Source organism: Dokdonia pacifica (assembly GCF_900188275.1).
GTDB classification, from domain to species: Bacteria; Bacteroidota; Bacteroidia; order Flavobacteriales; family Flavobacteriaceae; genus Dokdonia; species Dokdonia pacifica.
In genome coordinates this window covers 145,851-164,407 of record NZ_FZNY01000002.1, presented here as the reverse complement: position 1 = coordinate 164,407, position 18,557 = coordinate 145,851, and the positions used below count along the sequence as shown (strand labels likewise).

General features: G+C 33.3%; 21 protein-coding genes. 8 read left to right on the top strand and 13 right to left on the bottom strand.

Annotated features, from left to right (window positions below; translation table 11 throughout):
* Nucleotides 1–213: 213 nt before the first annotated feature.
* Both CHB80_RS08030 and mnmE read right to left on the bottom strand, forming a co-directional pair.
* Nucleotides 214–1,455 carry a toxin-antitoxin system YwqK family antitoxin gene (locus CHB80_RS08030; RefSeq protein WP_089370936.1) on the bottom strand — a complete coding sequence of 414 codons (1,242 nt, stop codon included), beginning with the start codon at nucleotides 1,453–1,455 and terminating at the stop codon, nucleotides 214–216.
* Between the two features lie 91 nt (nucleotides 1,456–1,546).
* Nucleotides 1,547–2,959: a tRNA uridine-5-carboxymethylaminomethyl(34) synthesis GTPase MnmE gene (mnmE, locus tag CHB80_RS08025; protein ID WP_089370935.1), complete on the bottom strand. Its 1,413-nt coding sequence runs from the start codon at nucleotides 2,957–2,959 to the stop codon at nucleotides 1,547–1,549.
* 87 nt (nucleotides 2,960–3,046) lie between these two features.
* On the opposite strand from mnmE, the gene CHB80_RS08020 reads away from it, so the two are divergent.
* Nucleotides 3,047–3,412: a DUF4870 domain-containing protein gene (locus tag CHB80_RS08020; protein WP_089370934.1), complete on the top strand. Its 366-nt coding sequence runs from the start codon at nucleotides 3,047–3,049 to the stop codon at nucleotides 3,410–3,412.
* On the opposite strand, the gene CHB80_RS08015 is transcribed toward CHB80_RS08020, so the two are convergent.
* Nucleotides 3,413–3,691: a DUF3817 domain-containing protein gene (locus tag CHB80_RS08015; protein WP_089370933.1), complete on the bottom strand. Its 279-nt coding sequence runs from the start codon at nucleotides 3,689–3,691 to the stop codon at nucleotides 3,413–3,415.
* Between the two features lie 138 nt (nucleotides 3,692–3,829).
* On the opposite strand from CHB80_RS08015, the gene CHB80_RS08010 reads away from it, so the two are divergent.
* Nucleotides 3,830–4,537: an SDR family oxidoreductase gene (locus tag CHB80_RS08010; protein WP_089371319.1), complete on the top strand. Its 708-nt coding sequence runs from the start codon at nucleotides 3,830–3,832 to the stop codon at nucleotides 4,535–4,537.
* Between the two features lie 155 nt (nucleotides 4,538–4,692).
* Here the strand turns inward: CHB80_RS08010 and CHB80_RS08005 are convergent, their stop codons facing one another.
* Both CHB80_RS08005 and CHB80_RS08000 read right to left on the bottom strand, forming a co-directional pair.
* Nucleotides 4,693–5,577, bottom strand: a complete 885-nt coding sequence (locus tag CHB80_RS08005) for a hypothetical protein (protein ID WP_089370932.1) — start codon at nucleotides 5,575–5,577, stop codon at nucleotides 4,693–4,695.
* Nucleotides 5,578–5,764: 187 nt separating this feature from the next.
* Complete coding sequence (locus CHB80_RS08000; RefSeq protein ID WP_089370931.1) at nucleotides 5,765–6,130, bottom strand: hypothetical protein; 366 nt, start codon at nucleotides 6,128–6,130, stop codon at nucleotides 5,765–5,767.
* Nucleotides 6,131–6,235: 105 nt separating this feature from the next.
* Between CHB80_RS08000 and CHB80_RS07995 the strand changes: the two genes are divergently transcribed.
* Both CHB80_RS07995 and CHB80_RS07990 read left to right on the top strand, forming a co-directional pair.
* The gene (locus CHB80_RS07995; protein ID WP_089370930.1) at nucleotides 6,236–6,751 is read left to right on the top strand and encodes a DUF6155 family protein; all 516 of its coding nucleotides are present in this window, start codon (nucleotides 6,236–6,238) and stop codon (nucleotides 6,749–6,751) included.
* A 104-nt stretch (nucleotides 6,752–6,855) separates the two neighbouring features.
* Complete coding sequence (locus tag CHB80_RS07990) at nucleotides 6,856–8,379, top strand: DEAD/DEAH box helicase (protein WP_089370929.1); 1,524 nt, start codon at nucleotides 6,856–6,858, stop codon at nucleotides 8,377–8,379.
* Nucleotides 8,380–8,388: 9 nt separating this feature from the next.
* Here CHB80_RS07990 and CHB80_RS07985 read toward each other — a convergent pair whose 3' ends face one another.
* The 6 genes from CHB80_RS07985 to CHB80_RS07960 form a co-directional block, all read right to left on the bottom strand.
* Nucleotides 8,389–8,712, bottom strand: a complete 324-nt coding sequence (locus CHB80_RS07985) for a hypothetical protein (RefSeq protein WP_143337073.1) — start codon at nucleotides 8,710–8,712, stop codon at nucleotides 8,389–8,391.
* On the bottom strand, nucleotides 8,672–9,991 hold the full coding sequence (locus tag CHB80_RS07980) for a dipeptidase (protein ID WP_089370927.1): 1,320 nt from the start codon (nucleotides 9,989–9,991) through the stop codon (nucleotides 8,672–8,674). The genes CHB80_RS07985 and CHB80_RS07980 overlap by 41 nt, the downstream gene beginning before the upstream one ends.
* A 178-nt stretch (nucleotides 9,992–10,169) precedes the next feature.
* Nucleotides 10,170–11,465 (bottom strand): hypothetical protein, encoded by a 1,296-nt coding sequence (locus CHB80_RS07975; RefSeq protein ID WP_089370926.1) that lies wholly within the window; start codon nucleotides 11,463–11,465, stop codon nucleotides 10,170–10,172.
* Between the two features lie 183 nt (nucleotides 11,466–11,648).
* The gene (locus CHB80_RS07970; RefSeq protein ID WP_089370925.1) at nucleotides 11,649–12,443 is read right to left on the bottom strand and encodes a TerC family protein; all 795 of its coding nucleotides are present in this window, start codon (nucleotides 12,441–12,443) and stop codon (nucleotides 11,649–11,651) included.
* The gene (locus tag CHB80_RS07965) at nucleotides 12,443–12,820 is read right to left on the bottom strand and encodes a DNA topoisomerase IV (RefSeq protein WP_089370924.1); all 378 of its coding nucleotides are present in this window, start codon (nucleotides 12,818–12,820) and stop codon (nucleotides 12,443–12,445) included. Before CHB80_RS07965 ends, CHB80_RS07970 begins: the two co-directional genes overlap by 1 nt.
* Before the next feature lie 26 nt (nucleotides 12,821–12,846).
* The gene (locus CHB80_RS07960; protein WP_089370923.1) at nucleotides 12,847–13,245 is read right to left on the bottom strand and encodes a helix-turn-helix transcriptional regulator; all 399 of its coding nucleotides are present in this window, start codon (nucleotides 13,243–13,245) and stop codon (nucleotides 12,847–12,849) included.
* A gap of 296 nt (nucleotides 13,246–13,541) precedes the next feature.
* Between CHB80_RS07960 and CHB80_RS07955 the strand changes: the two genes are divergently transcribed.
* From CHB80_RS07955 to CHB80_RS07945, 3 genes are all read left to right on the top strand, one after another.
* Entirely contained in the window at nucleotides 13,542–14,663 is a 1,122-nt protein-coding gene (locus tag CHB80_RS07955) for a M14 family zinc carboxypeptidase (protein WP_229746865.1), read from the top strand.
* 79 nt (nucleotides 14,664–14,742) lie between these two features.
* A complete protein-coding gene (locus CHB80_RS07950) occupies nucleotides 14,743–15,225 on the top strand; it encodes an Lrp/AsnC family transcriptional regulator (protein ID WP_089371318.1) in 483 nt (160 codons plus the stop codon).
* Nucleotides 15,226–15,303: 78 nt separating this feature from the next.
* Nucleotides 15,304–15,822, top strand: a complete 519-nt coding sequence (locus CHB80_RS07945) for a DinB family protein (RefSeq protein WP_089370921.1) — start codon at nucleotides 15,304–15,306, stop codon at nucleotides 15,820–15,822.
* A gap of 15 nt (nucleotides 15,823–15,837) precedes the next feature.
* Here CHB80_RS07945 and aroB read toward each other — a convergent pair whose 3' ends face one another.
* Nucleotides 15,838–16,911 (bottom strand): 3-dehydroquinate synthase, encoded by a 1,074-nt coding sequence (aroB, locus tag CHB80_RS07940; RefSeq protein WP_089370920.1) that lies wholly within the window; start codon nucleotides 16,909–16,911, stop codon nucleotides 15,838–15,840.
* 86 nt (nucleotides 16,912–16,997) lie between these two features.
* Here aroB and CHB80_RS07935 point away from each other — a divergent pair, with 86 nt between their 5' ends.
* Complete coding sequence (locus CHB80_RS07935; protein ID WP_089370919.1) at nucleotides 16,998–18,167, top strand: proline dehydrogenase family protein; 1,170 nt, start codon at nucleotides 16,998–17,000, stop codon at nucleotides 18,165–18,167.
* Between the two features lie 12 nt (nucleotides 18,168–18,179).
* Here CHB80_RS07935 and CHB80_RS07930 read toward each other — a convergent pair whose 3' ends face one another.
* Nucleotides 18,180–18,557 (bottom strand): DUF4258 domain-containing protein, encoded by a 378-nt coding sequence (locus CHB80_RS07930; protein WP_089370918.1) that lies wholly within the window; start codon nucleotides 18,555–18,557, stop codon nucleotides 18,180–18,182.

The window sequence follows — 18,557 nt, the reverse complement described above, 5'->3', positions numbered from 1 at the left end:
CGTATTGTAACAGCAGCTTTTGAATCTAATGTAAAGTTAGACGGTTAGGTAATAGTATAGAGTCATCTACTTTTCAACCCAATAAATATTAATAATACTTATAGTTAAAGGGATTGTACCGTTATGAGGTGTATGTAGGGTGGGGGATTTTGTTTTCTTTTGGTAGAATAACTTTACAAATATCTTTGGAGTATCTTTTCTTAAATAACAATACTATTCTTTAATTGTTAGTAGTGGGTTTGGAATTTCGATTGCATTCTTATTGTCTGATCTACGAATTGATTCTGGATCAGAAACTCCATTGTTATAATTGACTTCATATAATAAGTTTCCTGCTACGTCATATTCTTTATACAAACCATTCAAACACCCTTCAAGAGTTACTATATATGAACTAGGGTTTATATTATGTTTTTCAATATCAATATAATAGCTTGGGAGGTCATATATAGGTAAGGATAATTCTTTGCTCTCTACTTCTATTATTGTTTCACAGTCGGCATAGTCAGTATAATTAACACTCCTGTATAATTTTTCTCCATCAATATCATACATTTTCCAGTTGCCAATTTTATGAGTATTTTTAAAAAATGATGTTACTATAAGTTTTTCATCTCTATATATTTCCCAGTGTTCAATGTTGTCTTCTATTCGAGCTTTCATCATAAAATTACTTCCCCGAATTGGTTTATTGTATTTTCTGGTATAGCTAATTAAATTGCCATTTTTAAATATACCTTCACCAATAACATTTCTACTAATATCATTGTGAAATAAACGCCCGTTAATTTTATCATCTATAAACTCACAAGTTGATATGATATCTCCGTTACTGAAATAGTATTCAAAAGCACCATTTTTTTTATCATTGATGTATGTCCCATTTCCTCTTATTTGACCATTTTGATAATATTCAATTAGTTGCCCTTCTCTTTTTCCTAAGCTATAAGATACTTTGTAGTGTAATGAACCATCTTCAAAATAAGCAACCCAATCTTCATGCTTTACTCCATTTTTAAAATCCCCTGTTCTCTTAATTTGTCCACTTTCATAGTATTCAACAAATTGACCGTTATATATTCCATTAGAATAATTAACAATCCCTTTTAAATTTCCATTTCTTAAGAACTCTTTATGTGGCCCTTCTAATATTCCTTTACTATAATTATATATTGATTGTATGTTACCATTATCATAATATCTATTAACAACACCATCCCAAATTTCTTCATTCAATGATAATGATGTTCCTGTCATTTGGATAGTTTCATTAATATAATAATCAGATATAATATATTTATCGTTCTCTTTTATGATAGGTAATCTAAAAAAAGAAGCCTTTTCTTTATTAACAGTTTTCCAGTTATTGTCATACCAAATTGTATCACTTTGTGAGTAGGAACGTATTGAAATAAATAAAAGTGGTATTACAATAAATAAAAAAGCTTTGCTCATATTATAAAAGATATATTTAGATAGTGAAATTAATCAATTTAGAGTTAGAAGTATTTAACTAATAGAAACATATAATTGTTTAGTTAATAACTTACTTCCCAATACAGAAATTAGCAAAAATATTCCCAAGCAACTCATCATTGGTGACCTGACCAGTAATCTCTCCAAAGTGATATAAAGCTTGACGTATGTCTATAGCCATGAGGTCTCCAGAAAGATCAGTATCTAGACCATATTGTACTTTTTCAATCTCTTCGAGTGCTTTTAAGAGTGCATCGTAATGTCTAGAATTAGTTACAATGGTTTCATCATTACGCAATGCTCCAGTGTTTACAAAGTCTAATAATTTCGCTTTAAGCGCATCTACACCCATTCCTTTTTTTGCAGATAATATGTGTAGATTGGAGATTGTTGATTGAAGATTTTTGATTTCTGATTCACTAAGTTGATCTACTTTATTTGCAACTATAATCAGTGGTTTCAGCGGAAACTGATTCTTTATTTTCTCAATCTCTATGATAATAGCTTGATATTTCTCTCCTTCTGAAAGAGATGCCTGAAAGGCAGAGAGGGATGCATCAAATAAATAGATAACGACTTGTGCTTGTCCTATTTTTTCAAAGGTTTTTTGAATACCAAGACCTTCTATGACATCTTTGGTCTCTCGAATACCCGCAGTATCTATAAATCGAAAGCCTATACCGCCTATGGTAAGCTCATCTTCTATGGTATCACGAGTAGTACCCGCAATATCTGAAACAATAGCTCTTTCTTCATTTAACAAGGCATTGAGTAGCGTAGACTTCCCAACATTAGGTTCTCCTACAATGGCCACGGGAATTCCATTCTTAATCACATTTCCTGTAGCAAATGAATCAATAAGACGTTTTAAAACTTTGGTGATACGTGCTACCAATTCTTTAAACTGTGTACGATCTGCAAATTCTACATCTTCTTCAGAAAAATCAAGCTCTAATTCAATAAGCGAAGCAAAATTGAGGAGTTCTTGACGTAACTGTGCTATTTCGTTAGAAAAACCACCACGCATTTGTTGCATCGCTATTTGATGACTCGCTTCGTTATCACTTGCAATAAGATCTGCGACGGCTTCTGCTTGAGAAAGATCCATTTTCCCATTGATAAATGAACGTAGGGTAAATTCACCTGCCTGTGCAGCACGACAGCCTTTACGAAGTAATAATTGTATAATTTCTTGTTGTATATAACTAGAACCATGACAGGAAATCTCAACAGTAGGTTCTCCTGTATAGGAATTGGTTCCTTTAAATAAGGAAACCAAAACTTCATCAAGCACACGTTGTTCATCTATAATATGACCAAGATGTATCGTATGTGTTTTTTGTTTGGATAAATCTTTTCCTCGTTTCGATTTAAATAAAGGCGTACATATAGTGATTGCATCTGGACCAGATACACGTATAACTGCAATAGCGCCAGCTCCAGCAGGACTTGCAAGTGCAACAATGGTGTCTTGTGTGTTCATCAAAGCAAAATTACGTAAACCTGTAACATTTTATAGAATAATGCTACTTATATAGTGTAAATCAATCAAAAAAATCAAAAAATCAACATGGAAATAGTACATCACGAAACAGCACTTAGAGAAGATAAACAGTTATTAGTCCTTACGCACTTATCGCAGTTATTGGATTATGTGACAGGATTTGGAGGGTTTATTGTACCACTTATTTTATGGGTAGTCAATAAAGATAGAGTGATCGCTATGGATGAGCACGGGAAATCTATTATTAATTTCCAGATTAGTATCTTTATTTATGCCATACTATGTATTCCAGCAGTATTCCTTCTGGGATTAGGAATTCTAGGAATTATAGCCATTGGAATACTTGCATTTGTATTACCTATTGTAAATGCTGTAAAAGCAAGTAATGGTGAAAAACCAAATTACTATATCAGTATTCCTTTCTTTAGTTAATTAGGAATCTCTTAGATATTTTTTATCCATCCAAAAAGTTCCAAATGGGATGATAGAACATAACAATACGATTGTTAGTGTTTTGTTGTCCCATTTTCGTTCTGGTTTCATCAATATAGCCATTACGATATAGGCAAGAAAAAGAAACCCATGTGCCATTCCGATCACTTTATTTGGATAGCCATTGTCCCAAATATACTTTAAAGGCATGGTTACAAATAGAATTAAGAGATACGAAACACCTTCTAGAAAACTTAAAATTCGGAATGATTTGAGCATTGTTTTATTTTTTTGCAAAGATACTATTGGATAAAAGAATAAGCAATCTATTAGTGATTTCTTAAGATGTTAAAATTGATATATTCTTTATACGCTTTCGCGAAAGCAATCGTAACTTTACCTCAAAATAAAATGAAAATGAGTCAATTAAACGGGAAAGTAGCTCTTATTACAGGAGGCACAAAAGGAATAGGGTATGGGATTGCCGAAGCACTACTAACCAAAGGAATGAAAGTTGCTATCACAGGACGTAGTAAGGCATCTGCAACACAAGCAGCAGCAAGCTTAGGTCCAAATGCCATAGGAATTCAAGCCGATGTGAAAAGTTTAGAGAGTCAAGAGAAAGCTGTTGTAGCTGTAATAGAAGCTTTTGGACAGTTAGATGTATTACTAGCTAATGCTGGCGTAGGACATTTTGCATCTATAGAAGATATGAGTGTTACACAATGGGAAGATACGATAGATACCAACCTTACAGGAGTTTTCTTGTCTGTAAAAGCAAGCCTAGCAGCTATTAAGAAATCAAAAGGATATATCATCACTATTTCAAGTCTCGCTGGAACGAATTTCTTTGCAAAAGGAACTGCTTATAATGCTAGTAAATTTGGCTTAACTGGTTTTACACAAGCCTTAATGCTTGACGTACGTAATGACGATGTAAAAGTCACTACCATCATGCCTGGTTCTGTAAGTAGTCATTTTGGAGGACGATCTCCTGAAGATGGTAAAGACTGGCGTATACAGCCAGAAGATCTAGGGCAAATGGTGGTAGATTTATTGCAAATGCACCCAAGAACATTACCAAGTAAAATTGAAGTAAGACCCAGTAAAACTGCAAGCTCGTAGATATAAAAGAGTGTGTCTAAAAAGGAACCAACGTTATTCTGAATGTATTTCAGCATCCCATTATAAAGATTATCAGTATGATGAGAAACCGAAACAAGTTAAGTTTGGTAAAAAATAATACCTTTTTAGACATCCACTTTTATATTAAAATGATTCTAAAAACCACTAAAATCTGGAAGACTAGAGGTATCTACTGTAGACGTTCCTGATATACCATTCCAGCTCCAATTTGCTATAGTAATATTTAAATCTGTAGATGGTTGGTCCAAGCATCCTACATTAGTAGCTTCTAATCTATTAGCAACAAATGTGAAGTTTAGATCACTATTTCCTAAAGGCACATTATTTGAACTTTGGATATTAAAAAAACTAGAGTTGACAACGCCAATAGGCACTGGAGTCCCAGGAGCGCTACATAAACGTTGATAATTCCCAGAAATATCAAGTACAAATGTCTCGCTATTTTGATTAATAAATATCGTAGTAGTTGTGATAGAGTACCCTAAAGAACTTGTTGGAGAAAATGTAAAATCCCATGTTCCAGTAATAGCATTATCAGTACTTGAAAAGCTTCCTAATGAAGGCATCATCCTTTGAAAGCTTTGATCTTTAAATACTGTGGCTACCGCTTCTTTATTATGGATGATAACATTTGTAAAACTCACGCTATTATCGTCTAGAAACTGTACCGAAAATGTTCCTTGATCGCCTTCAAAATCCAAAACAGAATCTTCTATAGTATTTTGACTTTTAAATATATACTGCTGATTATCTGAAGTGATTATTCTAGCATTATAAAAGCCATTGTCACCTAAGTTTAATGTGATTTTTTCATGAAAACTAAGATCTTGGGTTACAATAGTTCCTTGATAAAGACCTTGTCTTGTATAATCGTTTTCAGGGTTTGGAAAATCTGGTATGAGTTGAGTTTCTAAAGTAGTTAAAGTGTCTTCTGTAGTACTAGTAGTAGCTTCTTCATCTACAGAGCAACTAATTATTGTTATGCCTAAACAGCACATCATAAATAGGGTTCTTTTCATGGTTCAATTCTTTTTAAAAAGTTTAAAATAGTGATGGGATAAACCTACTGCTTTCCAAGAACCTTTAAAATACCCAATGTAGGGTATTTTGTGGGTATGCCGTAATCTAATTACGGTATTGTGTAAAAATAAAAAGACCAACTATCCATATGATAATTGGTCTTTATAGTATGATGATGAGATGTGTTTAGTACTCGTTTAGTGCTTTTACATACTCTCTTAATTCTTCTTCGTTTACTTTCTTATTGATATCACGTATTAAGCAGAAAAAGTAATGTAGGCTCTCTTTTGGATCACTTTCTACAGCTTCTATCTCTTCTCCTTCAATAGGCTCATCCTGTGGAATAGGAATATCAAATGTTTCGTGCTCTTCTATATGTTCTGCAGAAAGACGTGTTGCTTTTGCTAGTAATGGTAATTGCTCATCTATAGTGTATGGTCGCAAAGCCTTTAAATCTTCTACTACGGTATTTGTGATAATACCATTTTGAACTACATCTTCAATGAGTTTGTTAATCAATTTTACGGCTTTAGAATTTTGAAGTGTTTTCATATGGTGATGTAGATTTAGTATTTAGTAGTTTGCAAATTTAAGTTTTTGTATCGCTTTTTGCCAGTAAAATTTGTTATAAATTCGTTTGTATTTCAATATTAGTTTATGAGTAAACGAGCACTTAAAAAATATATAGATGCATTAGATGAAAAAGCACTGAAAGAGCAGATTATAGATTTGTATGAGCGTATTCCGCAGGTAAAGACATTTTATGATTTTGTATTTAACCCTAAAGAAGAAGCGCTTATTGAAGAAGCGAAAATTAAAATTAGCAACGAATATTTCCCAACCAAAAGGAAAAGAGCACGTAAAAGAAGGTCTGTAGCGCAAAAATATATCAAGCAATACAAACTATTAGGTGTAGACCCAAAACTACTAGGTGATTTGATGTTGTTTAATATTGAAGTCGCTCAAACGTATAGTGATACTGCTACAAAAATGCCAGATGCATTCTTTAAAAGCATGCTTGTTTCGTTTAAAGAAGTAATGCAATATGTAAGTTATTATCAACTAAAAGAAGAATTTAGCAGTAGAATAGAGGGAGTCATAGATCAATCTGAATCACAAAATTGGCCTAATACCGATCTTTTTGAAGAAGTTGCAAACGATTTTGTTGATTAATTGTTGATAGCCCTTGTGAGATTTTCTAATTATGTTTTCGCGAAAGCGTAAAAATCACTTAGTTTTGCAAGATTACTATTTAAACATAATAAAGAACTTCATTTTTGAGCCAGATTATACAAGAAGATAAAGCACCACTAAAAGAATTATACGATTATCAATTAAAGGATCTTGATGCCATATTTGATTGCATGGATAGATCTAATATGGATTACAATTTGTTATATCAACTTCCAACTGGAGGAGGGAAGACCGTAATTTTTTCAGAAATTGTAAGAAGATATATAGAAAAGAATAATAAGAAAGTAGTTATTCTTACACACCGAATAGAGCTTTCTGTACAAACATCACGCATGCTTTCTGGGTTTAAAGTACCCAACATGATTATTTCTAGTGATGTAAAGTCTTTAGAAGGTGCCAAAGATTATATGTGTTATGTAGCAATGGTAGAAACTCTTACCAATAGACTACAAGAAGAGCAAATAAGTTTTGACGATGTTGGGCTTGTGATTATAGATGAGGCACATTATAATTCTTTTAGAAAACTATTTAGTTATTTCCATAAATCATTTATCCTAGGTGTTACAGCAACACCATTAAGTTCAAATATAAAGTTACCTATGAAGGATAACTATGAAGAACTGCTGATAGGTGAAAGTATTCCTACTTTGATAGAAAAAGGGTTCCTGGCGAAAGCACAAACTATCTCCTATAATGTAGGTTTATCTTCTCTAAAATTGGGAATTAATGGAGACTATACAGTAAAATCATCAGACATCCTGTATACAGATACTTCGATGCAAGAAAAGTTACTTGCAGCCTATGAAGATCAATCAAAAGGAAAGAAAACACTTATTTTTAATAATGGAATCAATACCTCTAGATATGTTCAGGAGACTTTTTTAGAAGCTGGATATGCCATACGACATTTAGATAATACAAATAGTGCTAAAGAACGTAAAGAGATCTTAGAATGGTTTAAACACACTCCAGATGCTATTCTTACCTCAGTAAGTATCCTTACTACTGGTTTTGATGAACCTACAGTCGATACAATCATACTGAATAGAGCAACTAAATCTTTGACGCTGTATTTTCAAATGATAGGGCGTGGTTCTCGTGTTTTACCAAATAAAAAGAATTTCAAAGTTTTAGACTTAGGAAACAATGCGGCTCGTTTTGGATTATGGGAAGCTCCTATAGATTGGAAAGAAATTTTCCAATTCCCAGATTTCTATTTAGAAAATCTAATTGGTGACGAAGAGATTGAACGTAATTTTGCATACGTTATGCCTCCAGATTTGCGTAAAGAGTTTGCAAATACAGATAAGGTATATTTTGATATCAAAAAAGAATATAAGAAGGTAGTAGCAGAAGGTAAGAAAGCAAAAGTCGCTCTCGATAATGCTGTAGAGCAACACGCTATGATGGTGATTGAGAATAGTGAAGATGTTTTTGACGCTCGTATTCTTGCTAGAAAGCTTAAAGAAGATATTGCGTATCGTGTGAGACAGTATTCGTATAGTATCATGAATAATACACAAAACTATAGAGACTGGCTACAAGAAGATTATGAACGTAAATTACGCCTTCGTATCAATCAAATTTGTACTGAAAGGGATATGTAAGGCTTTTGTTTATATGAAATCTAAGTATTTTGCTAGCACTATAAGGATAAACACCATAATTGCATAAAAAAGGAATCCTAATTTTCTTGCACTTTTTGCTTGTTTTATTTTGGTTTCAAAGCCATGTTTTGCAAAACGCTCATCTTCAGATTGATTATAGCTTTTGGTGAAGCTCCCTAATCTACCTGTATCGTTATAAGGAAAAAAGAAAAACGTAAGATATTCTTCTGTAGTTAGAGAAGCTATTTTACGTCTTTCTTTATTTTTTTCTTCTTCTGTCAACAGATTTCCATTATCCTTTTTGTATTTCTTGAGCGATGGCTTGCACTTCATCAAGTACACGTAAAAGATTACCGCTCCACAGTTTTTCAATCTGATCTTCTGTGTAGCCACGGCGTACAAGTTCTATAGTTACATTCATCGTCTCTGAAGCATCTTCCCAGCCTTCTATACCACCTCCACCATCAAAATCGGAAGAGATACCTACGTGCTCTAATCCCATTTTTTCAACAAGATAATCGATATGATCTACAAAGTCAGCCACATTTACAGCAGGAGGGAGGTCATCCATAGTTTTCATTTTTTCACGACGTATGGCAGCCATTGTTCCTAGGAAATCAAAATATTTTTCTCTAGCTTCATTATCTAATGCCATAACTGCTGCTCTTCCATCTAACCAGGTAACTCCCATAGAATCTGCAATCTCTTTGGCTATTTCTACCTCATGACTTACACGTGTTTCAAATTTTTCTGTATTCAAATAACTTTTAAATGCGACCGTTTGTACTACACCGCCATTTTCCTTCATCCATTGTAATTGCTCATCATCTAGATTACGACTGTGATCACATAGTGCACGTGCCGATGAATGTGATGCGATAATAGGTGCCTTTGTAAGTTCAATCATTTGACGCATAGCTTCCTTGCTAGGATGCGATACATCTATCATCATTCCTACACGATTCATTTCGGCAATTACTTCCTTTCCTAAATCACTTAAACCATTATGTAACCATACATCATCAGCTTCCCCAGTATTACTATCACTTAATTGGCTATGACCATTATGTGCTAAAGACATATAGCGTCCTCCTAGATCATAAAACTTTTTCACATTCCCAATATCTTCACCTACAGGATATCCGTTTTCAATACCAATCATAGCTACTTTTTTTCCAGATTTCCATATACGTCTTGCTTCTTCAGAAGTAGTAGCAAGTTCAATTTGATCTGGAGCAATCTCTTCGCAAAGCTTGTGAATTGCGTCAAATTTTGACATTGCATTCTCATAAGCAGCTGCATATCCTTTTGTATTTAAAGAATCTTGTCCTGTATATACAATAAACCACGGCACATCAAGCCCTCCTTCGTTCATTTTTGGAAGATTTACTTGTGATGTAAGTTTTTGCGTATAGTTAATAGAGTCAGTGAAGTTCTTGACATTGATATCGCAATGGGTATCTAGTGTCATTACATTTTTATGAATCTCTTTAGCTTTGGTAAGTATTTCTGCTTCCGTCATAGGGGTTGTAGTTTCTGGCTGTTCAGTATTGCTTTCTTTACAAGCGATAGACAAAAGTAAGATCGCCACAAGGATGATTGATTTATTCATAGTTAGTTTCTAAATTTTGTTGTCTAAAGATACGTAATGTGTGTTAATCTTATAGATGCATGTATTTTAGTTTTTAATATGCAATTATACGCTTTCGCGAAAGCGTATAAAGGAGAAGTCCCTAGTGCTAATTGCTACTAGGGACTTCCCAAACTAACCAACCAAAAATCTATTTTTTTTATCCTCTACGAGATCTGCTAGTGGTTGCTCTTCCTTTTGAAGAACTAGAGCGACTGCTACTACTTCTTGTTGCGCTGCTTGATCTCTTGCTCGAAGAACTACTTCTTGTCGCACTACTTGATCTTTTGTTTGAAGAACTGCTCCTAGATGCTTTAGGGGCACTAGAGCGCTGTGCTCTTGAACTTTTTGCACGACTACTAGAAGATGATCTTGAAGCACTACTAGATCTTTTTGTAGTAGATCGAGAAGCTACACCTCTTGAATTTCCGCTTCTAGAAGAAGACTTTGATGCTCTACTTGCAGTTCCTCTAGATGTATTTCTATCACTTCTGCTTGCAACACCTCTTGAGTTTCCTTTAGATGCATTTCTATCGCTTCTGCTTGCAACACCTCTTGAGTTTCCTTTAGATGCATTTCTATCGCTTCTGCTTGCAACACCTCTTGAGTTTCCTTTAGATGTATTTCTATCGCTTCTACTTGCAATTCCTCTTGAGTTATCTCTAGATGTATTTCTATCGCTTCTGCTCGCAATTCCTCTTGAGTTATTTCTAGAGGTAGGAGTAACACTTCTAAAGCGTGCATTGTTGCGATCTACATTATCACGACGTCCATTGTTATGTGCTACACGACCAGTCGAAGGGCGTCTAAAGTCACGTCTTGAATTGTGATATCCATTTGCATAGCCTCTATAGTAATTGTTTCTGTGATATGTATAGCTATAGCGAACTGGAGTATAATATCTTCTATATGGAGTTGTAAATACTAAACATCTATTAAATACTGGTCTGTAAAAATAAGCGTGAAATGGGCTGTATACATAGTATCTGTTATACGGATTTATAAAACCAGTGTAATGAGAATATACTCCAAAGTTATTGTAGTGTACGTATAATCCACCTACTTGTACTAATCTATTGTTTCTATAATTGATACGTACATCACCAGCCTGTGTTAAACGTCCATAGTAATCATAATATAATGGAGTACCTTCTATCTGAATAACAGCTCCATAATCATCATACTGGATATATGGATCATAATCAAAACCAGTATTGAAACTAATTCCTACAGGTCCTGCATTTACACTTACGGCTAGACCGTCTGTGTATTGAGGGATGTAAAAATCGAATTCGCCGTCAGGAAATACTGAAAATTCAATTCCATTTTCTACAAATATATATTTACTACCGTCATAAACAGTACCGCGACGAACAGTGTTTGTAGTTTCTGCTGCAACATATGCAGTTGATCCTATAGTAAGAAGACCGATGAGTAATAAAGCAAACTTTTTCATAATACGAGTTTTTAGATTCATAACTGTGTGTTTGATTGATGAACACACTATCTACATAACAAGTTGCGTGCCAAAAATATTATAATACTGATTTTCAGCTATTTAAATCAAAAACAAATTTTATTTCACAAAAAAAGCGATCATGAAATCATAATCGCTTTTAGAATTTTAAGTGTTTCTTACCTATTTAGGGACTGCTTTTTTTCGAAATTGAAAATTAAGAAACTCAACAAGTAATGAGAAAGCAATAGTAAAATAGAGGTACCCTTTTGGAATACTTCCAATTTCAGAACCAAATATTTTAAGATGTGATAAATGGGCTGCTTCTGCTATAAGCATAAAACCAATGAGTATTAAAAATGAAAGCCCTAATATCTGCAATGAAGGATGTTTATTTATAAATTCTCCTACTGGGTTTGCAAATAACATCATAATAAGGATAGATATAACGACAGCTATAATCATAATGATTAGTACATCATCAGGATTTGGCGAAAGACCACTAGTCATCCCAACAGCTGTAAGGATAGAATCAAATGAGAAAACAATATTTATCACTGCTATTTGTATAATAGCTTTAGAAAGAGAGGAGGAGCTTTTATCTTTAATTTCTTGCTCTTCAACACCAGCTTCGTCTACTTTTTCATGGATTTCATGAACACTTTTCCATAATAAGAAAATCCCACCGGCAAAGAGAATAATTGCTTGCCAGCTTATACCCGCAGTCATCCATGAAGTATTGATATGCCAGAATGGTACACTTAACGCAATGAGGTAGGATATCCCAAATAATAAGACTATACGCATAATCATGGCGAGAAATAGACCTATGTTAGTTGCTTTTTTTCTGTTTTTCTCTGGAAGTTTATCTGAGGCCAGTGTGATAAAGATAATATTATCAATTCCCAGGATAACTTCTAGAAAAGTAAGTGTCAATAAGGCAATCCATGCGTCAGATGAAGCAAAAATATCGAACATTAGTTTAGTTTTTTGGCGGTTCCTCTTTGTTTTTTGGTTTTCCCTACTAGGGAGTACTCAAAGGTATAAAATTCTCCTTCGGTGTATAAAATCTTCATATGAACAGCTTTTTCTTCGCTCATACTCTTAGGATTGATCTTTTGTACAATCCATTCACAATCATTAATCCAACGCACACTAGAAGAATCTACTACTTCATTAAAATAGGCAACCTCAAGCGTATCATTACGAGTGAAGCGTGTCGTTACAAGCACTCCATCTATAAGCTCTTCATAACTAAATTCACCAGTCTTAAAAGCATTACAGTCTCTTTCAGGTGTTTTGCAAGCAATAATCAATAATAGAATACAAGCAGGAAGCAATATTTTTTTAATCATACAACAAAAATACGAAAATGGACAGCCTATCCTATTTCATAATTTTCAAAAGTACCATCTTCCATACATAAAATAATACGCTTAATCTTTTTCTGTGAAATCTGTTTATATGTATTTTCAATAGTAGTAGATACATTTTGTTCAGGACTGTCTACTTTAGTTGAAATATTATTTAGAGTAGAGGAGGTGGATTCTTCAACTTTAGGAAAAGATCCTTTTCCTTCTAATAGCCAATACAAATCTACTTCGGGAAATGCATGCGTAATTTTTAACACAAAGTCTAAACTTGGTTTATTACGACCTGATAAAATATGTGATATAGTAGCGCGACCTACTTGAATTTTATCTGCAAAATTAGCAGCAGATAATTCATATTCTTTAAGGATTTTATCCAGTCTTTGTGCAAAAATTTTATTGTTTACCATTGTAAATAACACCTTTCCTTATATATACGTTACAAATGTAAATTTTTGATGTTTAGTAGGCAATTTTTATTTTGATAAGTTTTAAAAATACTTAACTTATTACTTTATATTAACATCTTAATCCATTGATTAATAATGTTTTGAATTATATTGATTATACAAGTGGATTATTTCCAAGTCATACTAGTTATTATATCTCAGAATTGTTTACAAATGGAATATTTTCTACAAATACATATGTTTACAAATGTAAATTTTATAAAGTTTAACTTTGTAAACATAAAACGAAAACCTTGTTGGAGACACTTTTAAACTGGCATAAAAAAAATCACGAAAAACAACTCTTTGGTCGTTATATTCATTTGGAATCTATTCGTGAGTTATTAGATAAATTACCTTCTGAATTTGAAGTAAAACAACGCGGACTTTCTGTAGAAAAAAGACCTATCCATACAGTTACAATTGGTACTGGTAAAATTAAAATATTACTCTGGTCACAAATGCATGGAAACGAAAGCACTACAACTAAAGCAGTTTTTGACCTTTTTAATGCCTTTCAAACCACAGATCAATTACCACTCTTTGATACTATTTTATCTTCTTGTACACTTTGTTTTATTCCTATTTTAAATCCAGATGGAGCGCATGGATATACACGTATAAATGCAAATAATGTAGATTTAAATAGAGATGCTCAAAACAAATCTCAACCAGAGAGTAGATTACTTTGGGATATTTATAAAGATTTTGCTCCAGATTTTTGTTTCAATCTTCATGGACAACGCACTATTTATGGTTTTGAAGATACTGGAAAACCGTCTATCCTTTCGTTTTTAGCCCCTTCGGCAGATGAAGAAAGGAGTATTACGCTTTCGCGAAAGCGGTCTATGCAAGTGATTACACATATGTATAATACATTATCACCGTACTTATCTAAAAATATCGGGCTTTACGATGATGGTTTTAATCATAATTGTACAGGAGACACTTTTCAGGCTGACGGCACTCCAACCATACTGTTTGAAGCGGGTCATTATCCTAATGATTATGATCGAGAGATAACAAGGCAATTTATGTTTATTGCAATAATAACTGCCATTGAAAATACTTTCAATAATACAGTTTTTGATGAAACCTTGTATTTTAATATTCCTGAGCATCAAAAGTGTTATTGTGATATCCTATTTAAAAATTCATTAGATGGAGATATAGGAATTCTGTATGTAGAAAAATTGACTAGTGATAAAATCAAGTTTATTCCTGAATTTGCTTCCAAAGAAGCAACATCTTCTATGTTTGGACATCGTGTTATCGATGTTTCGGGATTAAAAATTAAAAAACTATTACAAGAAAATGTGATAGGGAAACCCGATATAAGACATTTAATAATAGATGAGCAACTTACGATAACGTTGTAGTTTTAAATAACCAATAAAATTGCATATTATTCAATAAAAATGATTTAATTTTGAATTAAATTCAATGAATCACACAATAATGGCAAAATTCAAACTTGACGAAGTTGATCACCAAATACTGGATATGCTCATAGAGAATACCAGAATCCCCTTTACAGATATCGCAAAAAAGTTACTAATATCTGCAGGAACTGTACATGTACGTGTTAAGAAAATGGAAGAAGCTGGAATCATTATCGGTTCTTCGCTTAGTCTTGATTATGCAAAACTAGGATATTCTTTTATTGCATATGTAGGTGTATTTTTGAACAAAACCTCACAAACTACATTTGTGCTAGAGCGTATTGCTCAAATTCCTTTTGTAACCGTAGCACATGTAACTACAGGTAAGTTTAATATTTTCTGCAAGATACGAGCTAGAGATACGAATCATGCAAAGAATGTCATCTTTCAATTAGATGATATAGAAGGAGTATACCGTACTGAAACAATGATTTCTCTTGAAGAGAGCATTAATGATAAAAAGCGTTTAATGCATTCTATATTCCAAGATTTAATATAATTATCTCAATGTAATTGTATATAAACCCTTCTAGCTACCTAGAAGGGTTTTTTAGTACCTTTACTTAAAAAAATAACGATGTACACTACAGATTTAAATCCTTCAGAATATAATCCATATTACGAGCCATTTATAAAAATAATTAGCACTGAAGTTTCTTTGGTAGAAATACTCAAAAAAAGTAAAGATGAAGTCATTGCTTTTTTTAAGGAAATTCCTACTGAAAAACTAAGCTATCGATATGATATTGATAAATGGACTCCTAGAGAGGTTTTAATGCATATTATAGATACAGAGCGAATCTTTGCTTATAGAGCATTACGCTTTGCTAGAAAAGATAAGTTAGATCTTCTTGGGTTTGATCAGAATGACTTTATACCCCCGTCAAATGCAGATACGCGATCTATAGTATCTCTAATAGAAGAGTATGAAGCAGTTAGAAATGCCACAGTTGTACTTTTTAAAAACTTTGATGAAACGATGCTTAAAGAAATTGGAATGGGAAGCGGAAGCCCTATGTCAGTAAGAGCATTAGGGTTTATCACTGTAGGGCATGAAAAACATCATGTTTCACTCATTAAAGAACGTTATCTGTAAAACTTTAAAAAATCATTAAGAATTTGCAGCGTAAAATTCGAATGCTTCATAAATCAATTCATTAGAAACTTCTTGGTCTATAACTCCTTTACCTATAGACTCTAGAAGAACGAAATAGATTTTACCATTGGCATTTTTCTTATCGTATTTAAGTAATTCAATGATGCGATCTATATCATTTTTAGAAAAGGTAACGGCGTCATACATATCTGAAAGCACCTGGGTAACTTGTTCAAGATCTGCTTGTGATAAGCCTGTAAGTTTAGTAGAAATGTAGCTCTCTAAAATCATACCAATGGCTATTGCTTCTCCGTGTAATAGTGTTGTTAAGCTTTCATTGCTAAGACAATAAGACTCTATAGCATGTCCTAGTGTATGACCATAATTTAACGTTTTCCGGAGGTTTTTTTCTGTTGGATCTTTAAGAACTACTTCGTTTTTTATGACAATACTATCATAAATTAATGTATTAAGATCTTCTGTAGTCATTGATGTTAAATCTGACAACCGTTTCCAATAAGAATCACTTGCAATAAGACCATGCTTATACATCTCGGCAAGACCAGAACGCATTTCAACTTTAGGTAACGTGGCTAAAAATCCTGTATCTATTAATACCAATTTCGGATTATTAATCACTCCAATTAAGTTCTTTAAATTTCCTAAATCTACACCAGTTTTACCGCCAACAGATGCATCTACCATAGAAAGTAGGGAAGTAGGAACATTAATAAAATCCATTCCTCTTTTAAAAGTGCTAGCTACAAATCCTCCTAAATCCGTAACAACACCACCACCAAGATTTATAACTAATCCTTTGCGATCTGCATCAAGATCAGCTAAGGCATCCCAAACTCCAGAACAGGTAGCTATGGTTTTATTTTCTTCTCCAGGTGTAATCTCTATCACTTCGATGGTAATCGAAGTTTCTAGTAAACTTAAAAATGAGGCTAAACAATGCTCTTGCGTATTGCTATCAACAATAATGAATATTTTTGAATAAATTGACTCTTGTAATAGTGTATTGAGTCCCTCATATCCAGAGGTGTTAAAAACAATTTCATAGCTTGACGCTTTGATAGGCTGCATAGATTTTAATTTAAGGTGCCAAATTACATCTTTTTGTGTAATTCACATTCAGTTTCAATTATATTTGTAACACTAAAAATTATACTATGCCATCATCTATTTTTGATAATACAGAACGCGCATTTGCACTTAAATCTGATAGCGAACTCGAACGTGCGTATTTTCTATTTAAAATGATCTCAAAAGAGCCACTTGTACGTATAGGTACTGCAATGACAAAATTTGCGTTGAATGCCAATTTACCTGTAGAAGGTCTTATTCGCTCTACAGTATTTGATCATTTTTGTGGAGGCGTAAATGAAAATGATTGTATTCCAGTAATGGACAAACTCTTTCAAGCAGGAGTGTGTTCTGTTTTAGATTATTCTGTAGAAGGCAAAGAAAATGAAGAGCAGTTTGATGCATGTCTCACTAAAGTAATGGAGCTTACTGATTTTGCTGAAGAAAAAGAAGCAATGCCTATATCTGTTTTTAAACCTACAGGCTTTGGACGTTTTGCAATTTGGCAGAAAAAAACAGCTGGAGAAGCATTTACATCTGAAGAAGAACAAGAGTGGAATAAAATTGTAGATCGATTTGATCAAATATGTAAAAAAGCAAAAGAAACCGATGTTGCCGTTTTAATTGATGCGGAAGAGAGCTGGATGCAAGACGCAGCCGATGATCTTGTGACAGAAATGATGGCAAAATACAATAAAGAAAAAGCAATTGTATTTAACACATTACAGTGCTATCGCTGGGATAGACTTGAATATCTTAAAAAACTTCATGTAGACGCAAGAGTAAAAGGTTTTAAAATAGGAGTGAAGATTGTGCGCGGGGCTTATATGGAAAAAGAAAATGACAGAGCACAAGAAATGAAATATCCAACTCCAATATGCGCTAGTAAAGCAGATACAGATCAAAATTTTGATAATACACTAAAATACATTTTTGATAATTTAGATGACATTTCTGTATTTTTAGGAACTCATAATGAGGCTAGTTGTTTGCTAGCTATCGATATTATGAAATCTAAAGGAATAATCATTAATGATAAACGCGTTTGGTTTGGGCAATTATACGGAATGAGTGATCATATAAGCTTTAATCTAGCATCAGAAGGCTATAATGTAGCCAAGTATATGCCATTTGGACCTGTAAAAGATGTGATGCCCTATTTGATTAGAAGAGCAGAGGAGAACACTTCAGTGGCAGGGCAAACAAATCGCGAATTAGAATTGATTAAATCTGAAAGAAAACGTAGGAAGATATAACTATCCAACTATTTATTTTACCAGATGCACATCTAATACTTGTACTATTTCTTCACAATTTATAAGAATTAGTTTGAGATCTTGCTCTTTTTGAGTTTTACCATAGATGCTATATTCGCTACAAGGTTCTTTTCTGGGTTGGCTTTCGCCAAAATCAACTTCTCCTTTTTGCAATACGTCATTAACAGCTATTGTATCTAATTTTAATTGAGATAAAGACTGGTGCGCTTTTCGCGAAAGCGTATACATTTTTGTATTAATGTTTTTTGAAACACGTGCTTGAGGAAAGTATGCACAACTTGTTTTTTTTCCACTAAAGAAAAAGGCTAAAACGATCAAGCCTAATGAGAAACCACCTAAATAGTAACCTATTCGATGTAATAAACGCAT